The 12,978-nt window shown below is 58.8% G+C and carries 11 protein-coding genes and 1 tRNA gene; 2 read left to right on the top strand and 10 right to left on the bottom strand.

Going from position 1 to position 12,978, the window contains the following annotated elements:
* The first annotated feature begins 85 nt into the window (after window positions 1–85).
* The gene (locus tag O3649_RS06470; protein ID WP_371573376.1) at window positions 86–1,216 is read left to right on the top strand and encodes a phosphotyrosine protein phosphatase; all 1,131 of its coding nucleotides are present in this window, start codon (window positions 86–88) and stop codon (window positions 1,214–1,216) included.
* A gap of 135 nt (window positions 1,217–1,351) precedes the next feature.
* On the opposite strand, the gene O3649_RS06465 is transcribed toward O3649_RS06470, so the two are convergent.
* The 3 genes from O3649_RS06465 to O3649_RS06455 all read right to left on the bottom strand — a co-directional run bounded on the left by O3649_RS06465 (window position 1,352) and on the right by O3649_RS06455 (window position 3,965).
* Window positions 1,352–2,332 carry a ribose-phosphate diphosphokinase gene (locus tag O3649_RS06465; RefSeq protein ID WP_005508913.1) on the bottom strand — a complete coding sequence of 327 codons (981 nt, stop codon included), beginning with the start codon at window positions 2,330–2,332 and terminating at the stop codon, window positions 1,352–1,354.
* Window positions 2,333–2,352: 20 nt separating this feature from the next.
* Window positions 2,353–3,807 (bottom strand): bifunctional UDP-N-acetylglucosamine diphosphorylase/glucosamine-1-phosphate N-acetyltransferase GlmU, encoded by a 1,455-nt coding sequence (glmU, locus tag O3649_RS06460; protein WP_371573373.1) that lies wholly within the window; start codon window positions 3,805–3,807, stop codon window positions 2,353–2,355.
* Window positions 3,808–3,894: 87 nt separating this feature from the next.
* Window positions 3,895–3,965: transfer RNA gene (locus O3649_RS06455), tRNA-Gln, on the bottom strand.
* Window positions 3,966–4,204: 239 nt separating this feature from the next.
* On the opposite strand from O3649_RS06455, the gene O3649_RS06450 reads away from it, so the two are divergent.
* Complete coding sequence (locus tag O3649_RS06450) at window positions 4,205–6,034, top strand: ABC-F family ATP-binding cassette domain-containing protein (protein ID WP_371573371.1); 1,830 nt, start codon at window positions 4,205–4,207, stop codon at window positions 6,032–6,034.
* Between the two features lie 86 nt (window positions 6,035–6,120).
* Here the strand turns inward: O3649_RS06450 and O3649_RS06445 are convergent, their stop codons facing one another.
* The 7 genes from O3649_RS06445 to rsmI form a co-directional block, all read right to left on the bottom strand.
* Window positions 6,121–6,567: a glycosyltransferase gene (locus tag O3649_RS06445; protein ID WP_371573369.1), complete on the bottom strand. Its 447-nt coding sequence runs from the start codon at window positions 6,565–6,567 to the stop codon at window positions 6,121–6,123.
* Between the two features lie 72 nt (window positions 6,568–6,639).
* Entirely contained in the window at window positions 6,640–7,647 is a 1,008-nt protein-coding gene (locus O3649_RS06440; RefSeq protein WP_371573367.1) for a 4-diphosphocytidyl-2C-methyl-D-erythritol kinase, read from the bottom strand.
* Window positions 7,648–7,715: 68 nt separating this feature from the next.
* On the bottom strand, window positions 7,716–8,588 hold the full coding sequence (gene rsmA, locus O3649_RS06435; RefSeq protein ID WP_070667115.1) for a 16S rRNA (adenine(1518)-N(6)/adenine(1519)-N(6))-dimethyltransferase RsmA: 873 nt from the start codon (window positions 8,586–8,588) through the stop codon (window positions 7,716–7,718).
* Window positions 8,589–8,633: 45 nt separating this feature from the next.
* A complete protein-coding gene (locus O3649_RS06430) occupies window positions 8,634–9,455 on the bottom strand; it encodes a glycosyltransferase family 25 protein (RefSeq protein WP_371573365.1) in 822 nt (273 codons plus the stop codon).
* A gap of 386 nt (window positions 9,456–9,841) precedes the next feature.
* On the bottom strand, window positions 9,842–10,663 hold the full coding sequence (locus O3649_RS06425; protein ID WP_371573363.1) for a glycosyltransferase family 25 protein: 822 nt from the start codon (window positions 10,661–10,663) through the stop codon (window positions 9,842–9,844).
* Between the two features lie 216 nt (window positions 10,664–10,879).
* Window positions 10,880–11,953 (bottom strand): TatD family hydrolase, encoded by a 1,074-nt coding sequence (locus O3649_RS06420; protein WP_371573361.1) that lies wholly within the window; start codon window positions 11,951–11,953, stop codon window positions 10,880–10,882.
* A 49-nt stretch (window positions 11,954–12,002) separates the two neighbouring features.
* Window positions 12,003–12,926 carry a 16S rRNA (cytidine(1402)-2'-O)-methyltransferase gene (gene rsmI, locus O3649_RS06415; RefSeq protein ID WP_371573359.1) on the bottom strand — a complete coding sequence of 308 codons (924 nt, stop codon included), beginning with the start codon at window positions 12,924–12,926 and terminating at the stop codon, window positions 12,003–12,005.
* Window positions 12,927–12,978 lie beyond the last annotated feature (52 nt).

The following is a 12,978-nucleotide window of genomic DNA, read 5'->3' as shown; positions in this document are numbered from 1 at the left end:
ATGATAGATACTATTCATTCAACCAACCCGACACTTCCGGCTTCCCTGTTCACTGTTGGGTACGTCAATTAGAAAAGGCTTTTTGATGGGCATCTTCAACATTAAGTCCCTCAAGGACAAGTACGCGTGGGGCTCCTCCGAGGACAAAACCAACTCCGCAGAAACCACCGAGGAGCACCCGGCGACCGTTGCTTCTTCCTCCGCAAATATTGCCGACGGAGTCCGTTCCCTCATTAAGAGCAACCCCGAACTGGCGGGCAAGAACCGCCGCGGGGTAGCCAGCCGTACCATCACCCCCGACGGTTCGCTCCGCGAAGCCATCGAAGACTACGAAGTCCGTTCCCCCGCCGAGGTAGCCAGCCAGGAAGTCACTCCCGAGGAAGAGCTCAGTGCCGACGGCACTGCAACCGTCTCCGCACAGCCCCTCACCCACACCGACATCGAGGCCACCCCCGGCGACATCCTCGACGTAGACGGCAAGCCCGCAGGACCCAGCATTATCCGCGTGGGTCAGCACAACGCGCCCACCGTTGATGCCGAAGAGCTCGCCGACCCGAAAGAAGCCAACAGCCAGAGCGCAGGAAACGCGCAGCCCTCCCCCGCTACTAACACCCGCAGCGAACGCACCCCGCAGTTCAAGCTCTCCCCCAAAAACCTCAACCGTACCGGTAGCACTAGCGGTGACGGCCCCTTCGAAGCAGTCTTCGTCTGCACCGGAAACATTGCCCGTAGCGCATCCGGCGAGGTAATTTCCAAGCACCTTGCCGCAGAATACGGCCTGGAAGACAAATGGATTTTCTCCAGCGCAGGCACCGGCGCCCTCGTCGGTCACGGCGTCTACGAACACGTAGCTAACGAGCTTATCAAGCGAGGCTACAACCCGGAGGGCTTCGCATCTCGCCAGCTCAACGAGCAAATTATTGAGAACGCCACCATCATCCTGGTCGCTGAGAAGGTACACGCCGACTGGATCGTGCGCGAGTGGCCCCAGCACCACTCCAAGATCAAGCTGCTCAAGCAGACCGCACGTATCCGTGAGGAAGCGCGCCGCGCCGAGCCGCTTTCCTACCTCTACTCCTACGGTGCCCGCCCGCTCGATATCGACAGGTTGGAAGACCCCTACCGTCGCGGCCCCGCAGCAGCAAAGGTCGCAGTGGACGAAGTGGAACAGTCCCTGCGCGTGATTCTGCCCTGGCTCGCACAGGCACACCGCTAAGCATACGACGCTAAATACAGCACTAACCCGGCAGGAACAGGCCTCTGCTCCAGCCGGGTTAGCTTTAGTCTCAGCACAAGAAAGTCCCCCACCGACCACGGTCAGCGGGGGACTTTCTACATGCTCTGAGAAAACTTAGTGATCGAAAATCTCGGTCACAGAGCCCTCGTCGAAGACCTCACGGATAGCGCGAGCAATCAACGGAGCAATGGAGAGAATAGTCAGGTTATCGAACTGCTTCTCTTCCGGCACGGGCAGGGTGTTAGTCACGATGACCTCCACAGCACCGCACTGAGACAGACGCTCAGCAGCCGGATCGGACAGAACCGGGTGGGTAGCTGCGATAATAACTTCCTTTGCACCCTTGTCCATGAGGACCTTCACAGCACCAGCAATGGTGCCGCCGGTGTCAATCATGTCGTCAATCAGCACACAGGTACGACCCTCGATGTCACCCACAACAGTCTTAGAAACAGCATGGTTGGGGACGTTAATGTCGCGGGTCTTGTGCACGAACGCCAGGGGTGCGCCGTCCAGCAGATCAGCCCAGTGCTCAGCCACGCGGACACGACCGGTATCCGGGGACACAACGGTCACGTTGGACAAGTCTTCCACGCGCTCGCGGATGTGCTTAGCCAGAACCGGAATCGCGAAGAGGTGATCCAGCGGGCCGTCGAAGAAGCCCTGAATCTGCGAAGTGTGCAGATCCACGCACATCAGGCGGTCAGCACCAGCGGTCTTGTACAGATCCGAAATCAGACGTGCCGAGATAGGCTCACGACCCTTGTGCTTCTTGTCCTGACGAGCATAGGGGTAGAAAGGAGACACCACGGTAATAGAGCGAGCAGATGCACGCTTGAGTGCATCAATCATAATGAGCTGCTCCATGAGCCATTCGTTGATAGGTGCCGGGTGCGACTGAATCACGAAAGCGTCCGCACCGCGCACCGACTCCTCAAAACGGACGTAGGTCTCGCCATTGGCGAAGGTGTATGCGGAGGTGGGCAGCAGGTCGTGGTCAAGAGCCTGTGCGATCTCCTCGGCAAGCTTGGGGTGTGCTCGACCGGAGACCACTACAAGCTTGCGCTCACCGGGGTTGGTAATCTCGCTACTCATGGTGTTGTTCTTTCCTCGAATTAGGATTCTGCCGGTTCCTGAGCGCCAGCAGCCTTGGCGGCTTCGGCGGGTTCGGTACCAGCACGGTTCTTCAGGACCCAGCCCTCGATGGTGCGCTGGGAAGTCTCAGAGTAGGCGAGGGCGCCCGCAGGAACATCCTTACGGATGAGCGCGCCCGCGCCGGAGTAGGCACCGTCACCAACGGTAACAGGTGCGACGTAAATACCCGCGGAGCCCATGCGAGCATGAGCACCAATAACGGAGCGGTTCTTCACCAGACCGTTATAGTTCGCGAAAATAGAGCCTGCACCAATGTTCGCGCCCTCACCGATGGTGGCGTCACCAACGTAGGACAGGTGCGGAATCTTTGCGCCATCACCAATCTGCGAGTTCTTAGCCTCGCAGAAAGTGCCAAGCTTAGCGTCCTTGCCCAGGGTGGTACCAGGGCGCAGGTATGCGAAGGGACCAACAGTTGCACCTTCGCCGATGACAGCACCAAAACCGTGAGTGCGGATGACGGTAGCGTCAGCCTCGACGGTCATGTCAGTCAGGGTGGTGTCCGGGCCAATAGTAGCGCCGGTAGCAACGGTGGTGGAGCCGTGCAGCTGCACACCGGGCAGCAGGGTCACATCGTTCTCAATGGTGACAGTAACGTCAATCCAGGTGTTCTGCGGATCAACGATAGTCACGCCGTTACGCATGTGCGCCTCAAGGATGCGGTTGTTGAGCATACGACCCAGCTGAGCCAGCTGCACGCGGTCGTTAGCGCCTTCAACCTCCCAGCGGTCCTCAATAGCCAGAGCGGAGGTGCGGTGGCCCTTCGAACGAGCAATGGACAGAACGTCGGTAATGTACTTCTCGCCCTGTGCGTTGTTGGTGGTCACCTCGAGCAGTGCCTCACGCAGAACAGCGGCGTCAAAAGCGTAAATACCGGAGTTGATCTCGGTAATTTCGAGCTCTTCGGGGGAAGCGTCCTTCGCCTCAACAATAGCGGTCACTTCGCCAGCCTGGTTACGGACAATACGACCGTAGGCGCCGGGCTCATCAATGTGGGTGGTCAGGACGGTTACGGAGTTCTTGTCTTCCTCGTGGAAGGCAATCAGTTCGCGCAGAGTCTCGGGGCGCAGCAGAGGAACATCGCCGTAGGTCACCAGGACGGTGCCGGAGACGGGTGCCTGCGCATCCAGAGCGTTCAGACCGACCTCAACAGCGCGGCCGGTACCCGGAATCTCATCCTGATCAACGATGGTTACCTCAGGGCCAAACGCAAGCACATGCTCAGAGACCTTATCGCGCTGGTGGCGTACCACAACAGCGAGGCGCTCAGGGTTCAGATCGCGTGCAGCAGCGACAGCGTGCTCAACCATGGATCGACCACCAATGCCGTGCATGACCTTGGGGGTCGCGGACTTCATGCGCGTACCAGCGCCTGCGGCGAGAACGATTACTGCAGAGGGTGCCAGTTCAGTGTTCACTGGGAAGACTCCTTAGACGAGGTTGTAAGAGTGAGGAGTGAGCGCGGACCGCTAACTCTCTATCAACGGTGCCGTTGAGTGCTTACGCTCCGCCACTAGGACTCGAACCTAGACAAACGGCTCCAAAGGCCGCTGTGCTGCCATTACACCATGGCGGATTATCCATACATTCATATGAGTTCCCAGCTACGGGGCCCCCATTGTCATTGACCGCCATTTTGGGCATAGAACAGCGCAATGCAGGAAATGCTTTCCTCAGTTTATCAAATATCTGTGCTCAACTTATCCGCGCACCCCGCAATCCCCACAGCTTTTCTCAGCACCGCCAAGTACCCCCCCCCTCATCAAAGATTGGAACGCTACTTGAACTGAAGACTCACCCTGTACCCTAGAAGGCGTGGCACATCTACTTGGCGGCGAATCGCTGCACCTCGAATTCCCTACCCGAACCATCTTTGAGGGCATCACGGTCGGTTTGAACGAAGGCGACCGCATCGGCATTGTCGGTCGCAACGGCGACGGCAAGTCCACCCTCATGAAGATCCTTGCCGGCCGGCTCGAACCGGACTCCGGCCGCGTTACCGTGCGCGGCGGCACCCGCATCGGCTACCTTGACCAGTCCGATGTTCTTGACGACGACCACACGGTTGGCTACGCGATTGTGGGTGACACCCCCGAATACGAGTGGGCCTCGCAACCCCGTATCCGCGACGTCATCTCGGGCCTGGTTTCCGATCTGCCCTGGGATGCACCCGTCTCTTCGCTCTCTGGCGGTCAGCGTCGACGCGTAGCGCTCGCCTCCCTGCTCGCGCAGGAGTGGGACGTGCTGATGCTCGACGAGCCCACCAACCACCTGGACGTTGAAGCCATCACCTGGCTCGCCAACCACCTGAAGTCCCGCTGGTCCAAGAATGCCGGCGGCCTCATGGTCGTCACCCACGACCGCTGGTTCCTCGACGAAATCTGTACCGACACATGGGAAGTGCACGACCGCATCGTCGAGCCCTTCGAGGGCGGCTACGCGGCGTACATCCTGCAGCGTGTGGAGCGTGACCGCCAGGCAGCCGCAGCGGAGGCGAAGCGTCAGAATCTGATGCGCAAGGAGCTCGCTTGGCTGCGCCGCGGTGCGCCCGCGCGTACCTCCAAGCCGAAGTTCCGCATTGATGCCGCCAACGCCCTCATTGCGGACGTTCCGCCCGTACGTGACACCGTGGAGCTGAAGAAGATGGCGGTCTCCCGCCTCGGCAAGGACGTGGTCGACCTCGAAAACGTTTCCGTCGTCTACGACGACCCCTCGATGCCCGGCGGCAAGCGTCCCGTGCTGAAGAAAGTCACCTGGCGTATTGCCCCCGGCGAGCGCACCGGGATCCTGGGCGTGAACGGCGCGGGTAAGTCCACTCTGCTCTCCCTGGTGACCGGCGATCTGAAGCCGACCGAGGGCCGCGTCAAGCACGGTAAGACTGTGAAGATTGCGACCCTGACCCAGCAACTCGATGAGCTCAACGAGGTTGCTAACGACCGCGTCTCGGATGTGATTGGCCGCAAGAAGCGTAGCTACATTGCTGATGGTAAGGAGCTGTCCCCCTCGCAGATGCTGGAGCGTCTGGGCTTTACGAGTGCGCAGCTGTCTACCCCGGTCAAGGACCTGTCGGGTGGTCAGAAGCGTCGCCTGCAGCTCATGCTGATTCTGCTGGGTGAACCGAACGTGCTGATTCTCGACGAGCCGTCCAACGACCTGGACACCGACATGCTCGCAGCCATGGAGGATCTACTGGACACCTGGCCCGGCACCCTGCTGGTGGTCAGCCACGACCGTTACCTTATGGAGCGCGTAACAGATCAGCAGTACGCGGTTATTGATGGCTCGTTCCGTCACCTGCCCGGTGGTGTGGACGAGTATTTGGCGCTCTCGGCAGCCGGTGCTGGCGGTTCTGCAGCCGGTAGCGCGCAGGCGCGTGCCGCCTCCTCGGCGCAGGCTTCTGCTGAGCCGGATACCCCGAAGGTCTCCGGTGCCGAGCTGCGTGCGGCGCAGAAGGAGTCCGGTGCGATTGAGCGTCGCCTCGCCAAGCTCGCTACAGAGCAGGAGAAGCTCTCCGAGCAGATGAGCGCGCACGATGCCTCGGACTACGCCGGTTTGGCGGCGCTCGGCGAGCAGCAGCAGGCACTTCAGGATGAGATTGACGAGCTAGAAATGCGCTGGCTCGAGCTCTCCGAACTGCTGGGCTAAGGTCTACTGAGATAAGGAATGCCGGTTCTAGATTGAATCTAGAACCGGCATTTGCGCATATATTTAGTTCTCCGTTACAGCGTCTACTAACGGTGAATAGATTCGAAAAGCTTCTCCCAATGCTGAACAACATATTCGGGCGAGAAAGTGTGAGACTTTTCACGACACAACGCCGACTTTTGAACCCGCAACTGAGCATCGCTCATCGCCAGACGCATTTGCTCTTGCAGAGCTTCAACGCTGGGCTCTGCTGCAAGATACCCCACTTCAGGCACCATCTCTTGAAGTGCGCTGGAAGAAGGATAGGAGATCAGAGGAGTACCCACCTGCATAGCCTCTAAGAAAGACATTGGAAGACCTTCGAAATCCGGCTCAATAGCGTCCGGATGACCGGCGGTATTGTCGAAGAGCACCATATAACTGACGTTGTACCCGGCCTCGTCAAAGGCACGCCCCAGAAGCTTATTGACGGTACTAATACCGCCCAGAATGCTATAACGATCCTGCGCAATAATAATGTTTTTAACCTTCATCCATTCCCCCCTTTTTTTATAGATAGTAGCTAGCGGAAGCGAATGAACATTAGTTTGTATATGTGTCAAATACTAATAATACAGAATCGCACTAACCGTGCTCACAGCGTGGTTGCCCGCAGCGCGAAGAGTGGACGCAAGAGCCTCCGCCCGAGCCTGCGAAGAAACCAGCAGAAGCACCGTCGGACCGGAACCAGATACCAGGGAGGCGTACACGCCCTCGTTCTCGCGCAGGTTTAGAGTCTGCTCCAGCTGCGGGGCACACGAAAGTGCGGGTGCCTGCAGATCATTACGCAGTAACGGCGCCAAGGAGGCGAGCGCCGCCTCCGAACCGTCATAAGAGTTCAGGGCTTCCAGAAGCTCTACGGGTTCCATCAGCTCGCCGGAGGCGGGATACTCACCGGCGGCACGGCCCGCGTCCAACTGCTTGAATACGCTGGGGGTGGAGAGGCCAAACTGCGCGGCAACAATCACCAGGTGCAGAGGTTCCCGAGGCGCCGCAACATTCTGCAGCTCGGTACCGGTCCCCTGCCCCAGGGCGAGGGTCTGACCGAGCGCGGCACGCACGCTAAAGGGAATATCGGCGCCCAGCTGCGCGGCAAGACGTTCATAATCCGTCTGGGTCAGGAGCGCACCGGTGCGGCCGGTTGCGTGCAGATAACGGTCCGTAGCAATGAGAGCGGCAGCCGCATCCGCTGAGCCGCCCGCCATACCGCCTGCCACGGGCACAGCCTTCGCGATATGCAGGTGCAGCGCCGGGGCAGATTCAATACCGTGTTCCGCGAGAATCAGCTCGGCGGCACGGTACACGAGATTCCGCTCATCCATAGGCACAGCGGCAGGGTCGAACTGCCCCGCCTGCATCTGCTGATCCACCAGGGAGCCGGGCACAATATCCATACTCAAGCTCAGCCCCGGTGTCTGCCCCTTAGAGACCGTGATGGTCTCCATCAAAGAGACCGCCGCAAAAAGCGTAGTCAACGGGTGGTATCCGTCCGGGCGGACATCCCCCACGACAAGGTACAGATTGACCTTACCGGGAGCATCAACCGAAATAGCGACCTGGGAGGCGGTACTCATCAGCGCATACACCTTTCGCGCGGGAACTCGCGTGAGAACGTCAGTGAAAAATTTAGAGCGGGAAGAAGCTACTCCACTACAGGCTCAGCCGGGACAGTCAGCGAAGCCTCCGCAATGCGGATAAAACCGTGAATATCCAGCTTCTCGCCGCGCTCCGTCGGAGCGATACCGGCAGCCACCAGAATCTGCTCCGCACGCGCACCCGAACCCGCCCAGGAGCTCAACGCAGCGCGCAGAGTCTTACGGCGCTGAGCGAAAGCGGCGTCCACAATCGTGAACACCAGGTCGCGGTCAACGGTCGAGAGAGGCTCCTCGCGCATACGGAAACCCACCAGGCCCGAGTTAATCTTCGGTGCTGGCCAGAACACGTTCTTGCCAATCACGCCCGCCTTATACACCTCGGCATACCAATTAGCCTTCACCGAGGGCACACCGTAAATCTTCGAACCCGGGGTCGCCGAAAGACGGTCGGCAACCTCGTCCTGAACCATCACCAGAGCGTGACGGATACTCGGGAACTGCGCAAACAGGTGCAGAAGCACCGGAACCGCCACGTTATAGGGCAGGTTCGCCACCAGAGCATCCGGAGTGCGAGGCAGCTCGGTGACCTTCAGGGCGTCCATGAGCACCACGTCAATATCGCCTGCCTTCTCGGGGCGGAACTTCTCAATCGTGTGCGGAAGCTGCTGCGCCAGCGGCGGGTCAATCTCAACCGCCACCATGTCCTTCGCAGCATCCAGGATCCCGAGGGTCAACGAGCCCAGGCCCGGGCCGACCTCCAGCACCGTCTCCTCCGGTGAAATCTCTGCCGCGTTGACAATACGACGAATCGTATTGGGGTCAATCACAAAGTTCTGCCCAAGAGTCTTCGTCGGACGAATACCGAGCATCTCGGCAAGCTCGCGAATCTCAGCAGGGCCGAGCAGGGGCAGATCGTTCACAGCGTTCCTTCACATAGATGGATGGTGGGGAGGTTACAGTTTAGATTACCGCGAGAAACGCTGCTTTACCTCATCAAGAGTGGCTTCCAGAGCGTTCTTAGCGTTCGTAATACGCTTCTTCGGAGCCAACGCAATACGCACTCGATCCAGAGGACCAGTACCGTGCTGGAGGCTATTCACCTTATCCAGATGACGCTTGCCGGATTCCAAGATGACGCTACTGCCCTCCCAGCCGCACAGTCCCGGCTGCACAAAACGCACATCCACACCCCACTGCTGGTACAGCTTGTAATCATCAGCCACAGTACCCGGCACCTTGTCCTCAAACTGCTTGAGCAGCAGCTCAGCGCCCGAACGGGAAATCAAATACAAGCCGGTGCAAATCAGGGGCCAGGTACCGTACGGCTTACCCATACGGTACTTACCGTGCACAAAAGGAGACAGCAGAGACAGGCGGATGTATTCCACCTGCGGGTTCAGCTTGCCGGCTTCATTCGCAAAAGAATCGCTAAGGTTCACCAGCTGCACCTGCGGGTACTTCGTGATGATTGCGTTCACCACCGCCTCAGCATCCGGAGAAAGAAGGATGTCGTCTTCGGCAATCAGCGCCCAATCGGCGTCACTTGCAACAAAGTCACGCCACATCTTCACATGGCTGAGCATGCAACCCTTCTCCGCGGGGCTAGGGTCACAATGCCAGCGGCTACGGAAAAACTCAACGTCAAATTCTTCATCAGCGACGTGATTATCGCGGTTATCCACCGCAGAATAAGGCACAAAATCCTTCGCGGGCGCACCTACCGAATAGAACGAATCGAAACGGTTCGCGCCATCCAGACCCAGAACATACTTCAGAATCTTTGCCATGTTTTTCCTTTCAATAGCTCATCCAGAAAACCTAAGCGATAGAAGATCGCAAAGGTTAATGATGAGTTTTCAGAACAACAGACCACCTGCACGACAGAAGGGGTCATCCATCTTAAAAATCAGTGCGTTAATGGCGTGAAGTCTGAATATTGAGCGTGTGATAAATACGCACACTACTGTGCAATGTAGAAAGAATTCTATCATTCACCATGCACCAATCTCAGGTGTCCGCAGGTTAAAACGCGGTACGACACGCGTCGTACCGGTGCACAGCAAAAACAATCCTCTCCCTACCATATACACACAATAGAGAGGGGATAAACGACAGGGCAGAAGACCCACATATACATTTTTATATGATGACAGTACCCCAATCCATCTCTGGATTATCGTCCTAAACGCTGCTTCACATCATCGAGAGTGGCATCCAGGATGTTCTTCGCGTTCGCAATACGCTTCTTCGGCGCCAGGGCGATGCGCAATCGGTCGATGAAACCGGTGCCATGCTGCGTACTCTTGAGACTTTCCAAGTGACGAACGCCAGAAGTTTGAATGAGGCTGGTGCCTTCCCAACCGCACAGGCCGGGTTGCACCAAATATACGTCCACTCCCCATTCTCGGTAGAGAGAATAATCATCAGCAACAACTCCGGGAACCGTCTCCCCAAAACATTCTACGAGTCGTTCAGCCCCAGAACGCGAAAGAAGATACAAGGCAGCACCATACAGAGGCTTTGAACCATAGGCACTACCCATACGGTACTTGCCGTACACAAAAGGAGAAAGCAACGAAAGACGGGGATAATCAACCTGCGGGTTGAGCTTGCCAGCTTCAGAAGCGTAGATATCGCACAGGTTAACCATCTGCACGTGAGGATACTTTTCGATAATCCTCTCCACTACAGGCTGCAGGTCAGGGGAAATGAGGACATCGTCCTCTGCCAGCAAAGCCCAGTCGGCATCTGAAGCGAGGAAGTCCTTCCACATGTTGTAGTGGCTCAGCATGCAGCCCTTCTCCGCGGGACTAGGATCGCGATGCCAGCGCTTACGGAACACCTCAACATCAAATTCTTCATCAGTGACGTGATCATCACGGTTATCCACCGCAGAATAAGGCACGAAATCCTTCGCGGGTACGCCAACCGAATAGAACGATTCAAAACGATTCGCGCCATCCAGGCCCAGAACATACTTCAGAATCTTTGCCATAGTATCCTCCTAAAACACCAGCCATGGGGTGCTATACATAAACTCTTGTCGGGATGTTCGCAGCACCAATTATTGAGGCAATATACGCACCTAAATACTGCAAACCAAATCATGGCATAGCTGTTTGAGTGAGTTATTTGTAGTCGCTACAGTCTAGCACGCAGCCACGCACCGCGAAGCTGCCCAGAGTAACTATCCGCTACAGGCTGTACGCGCCTACCACTGACCGTAAACCCGCTCCGAATTTTCGCGAATGCGGCGGCACAACGCCTCCAGCTCCTCACCGCGGTGAGCCGCCATAAAACGCACTGTGTAATTTGTCATATAAGACGCATTCGGGCGACCACGGAACGGATGCGGGGTCAAGAACGGCGCATCCGTCTCAGCCAGAATCAACTCGGGACGAGCCATCGCCAGCGATTCCTGAATACCCTTCGAGTTCTTGAAGGTAACCGTACCCGAGAAGCTCATGTACCAGCCACGCTCATTGCAAATCGCCGCAAGCTCCGGGCCACCCGAGTAGCAGTGGAACACGGTACGTTCCGGCGCACCCTCTTCATCCAGGATCCGCACAACGTCCTCGTGCGCGTCACGGTCGTGAATCTGCAGCGCCAGGTTATGCTTCTTTGCCAGACGGATATGCTCGCGGAAGCTGTAGTGCTGTGCTTCCTTACCCTCATCTCCGGTGCGGAAGTAGTCCAGGCCGGTCTCACCGATGGCGCGCACGCGGTTGGCGGTGGCAAGCTCGTCGAGGGTGGCGATCGCCGCCTCCAACTGTCCGGCTGCAGCCAGCTCGGGGGCGGTGTTCGGGTGAATGGCGACGGCGGCCAGCACACGCTCGTCAGCCTGGGCGGCGGCCACGGCGTAGAGGGAGGAGGGGATATCGCATCCGACCTGCACGATGGCGCCGATGCCGAGCTTCTCACCGGCATCGAGCGCATCGCGGGCACTGATTTCTACCTCGCCGTCGAGCAGGTCCATGTGGGTGTGGTTATCCACAATCGGGTACGGTAGCGGCTCGGGGGCGGGCGGGAAGACCAGGTTGCGGCTGCGACCGTTCTCGCCGGTGGCGGAGCGGCGGCGGGTTCCCTCTCCGCCTTCGGCGTCGCTGATGCCGGTGTAGAGTTCCGCCTTATAGGGTGCGGGTACTTCACCGGGCACCGGCTCCCAGCCGTTAGGCAGGGTGGTTGCCTGGAGTACCGCGGGGGTGGGCAGGGTGTAGTTCGCCAGGGCGGCGAGGGAGTTCAGGTACTCCTGGGTGATTTCAGGACCGGGATGGCTCTGACACATTGATAAATCCTCGGGATAAAACTGCGGGGTAAAACTGCGGGTGTTTGGGTTATTCGGAGCGGGCAGCCAGGGCTGCCTCGTACAGGTCACGCTTGGAGGTGCCGGTTTCAGCGGCAACCGCGGCGCAGGCGCTCTTGAGGCGCTCGCCACCCGCCACACGGTCGAGGACCAGCTGCACTACGTCCTGCGCTTCGGGGGTTTCGGGGGCTTGTGCGCCCTCAACGATAATGACGATTTCGCCGCGGACGCGTTCGGACTCAGCCCATTCGGCAAGCTCAGCCAGGGTACCGCGTCGAACCTCTTCGTGAAGCTTAGTTAGCTCACGGCTGACCGTTCCGCGGCGGTCAGCGCCGAAGGTCTGCACGAAGTCTGCCAGGGTTGAGGCAGTGCGGTGCGGGGATTCGTAGAAAATCATGGTGCGTTCCTCCCCCGCCAACGATGCAAGACGGCGGGTGCGCTCTGAGCCCTTGCGGGCGAGGAAGCCTTCGAAGGTGAATCGTCCGGTGGGCAGGCCCGAGAGCGCGAGCGCGGTCAACGCGGCGGAGGGGCCGGGCACCACGGTGACGGGCAGGTCGGCTTCCGCGACGGCTGCCGCGGCCACGTAGCCGGGGTCGGAGATGGTGGGCATGCCCGCATCCGAGAGCAACAGCACGCGCTGGCCGTCCTGTACCGCCTGCACGATGGTTTCGCTACGTTCTTCTTCGTTGTGGTCGTGGTTGACGATGACGCGACCGCGAGTGCGCACGCCAAGCCCGGAAGCGAGGGTTCGTAGCTTGCGGGTGTCTTCAACGGCGATGAGGTCTGCGGTGGCAAGAGCCGAGCGCAGTCGGTCGGAGGCGTCGGCCAGGTTGCCGATGGGGGTGCCGCCGAGGATGAGCACACCGCCTTCTTCGGAGGTGACAGCGGTATCGGGCGCCTCGACCGTTTCTGCGGGGTCGGTGGTTTCTTCGGTGTATTCTGCGGGTGCGGTCATGGCAGGCCTCGTGTCTGTGTCTGGTCTTCGTGTACCCACTAAGTGTAACGCC

The sequence above is a fragment of the Rothia sp. 27098_8_29 genome, assembly GCF_041432785.1.
In the GTDB taxonomy this organism is placed as follows: Bacteria; Actinomycetota; Actinomycetes; order Actinomycetales; family Micrococcaceae; genus Rothia; species Rothia mucilaginosa.
The sequence above is the reverse complement of the archived record's forward strand: the minus strand, read 5'-3'. Positions and strand labels throughout refer to the sequence as shown.

Bases quoted from the DNA above. Each gene is read 5' to 3' on its own strand.
- O3649_RS06470 (WP_371573376.1), top strand. From the start codon at position 86: ATGGGCATCTTCAACATTAAGTCCCTCAAGGACAAGTACGCGTGGGGC.
- O3649_RS06465 (WP_005508913.1), bottom strand. From the start codon at position 2,332: ATGAGTAGCGAGATTACCAACCCCGGTGAGCGCAAGCTTGTAGTGGTC.
- O3649_RS06445 (WP_371573369.1), bottom strand. From the start codon at position 6,567: ATGAAGGTTAAAAACATTATTATTGCGCAGGATCGTTATAGCATTCTG.
- O3649_RS06440 (WP_371573367.1), bottom strand. From the start codon at position 7,647: ATGAGTACCGCCTCCCAGGTCGCTATTTCGGTTGATGCTCCCGGTAAG.
- O3649_RS06430 (WP_371573365.1), bottom strand. From the start codon at position 9,455: ATGGCAAAGATTCTGAAGTATGTTCTGGGTCTGGATGGCGCGAACCGT.
- O3649_RS06425 (WP_371573363.1), bottom strand. From the start codon at position 10,663: ATGGCAAAGATTCTGAAGTATGTTCTGGGCCTGGATGGCGCGAATCGT.
- O3649_RS06420 (WP_371573361.1), bottom strand. From the start codon at position 11,953: ATGTGTCAGAGCCATCCCGGTCCTGAAATCACCCAGGAGTACCTGAAC.
- rsmI (WP_371573359.1), bottom strand. From the start codon at position 12,926: ATGACCGCACCCGCAGAATACACCGAAGAAACCACCGACCCCGCAGAA.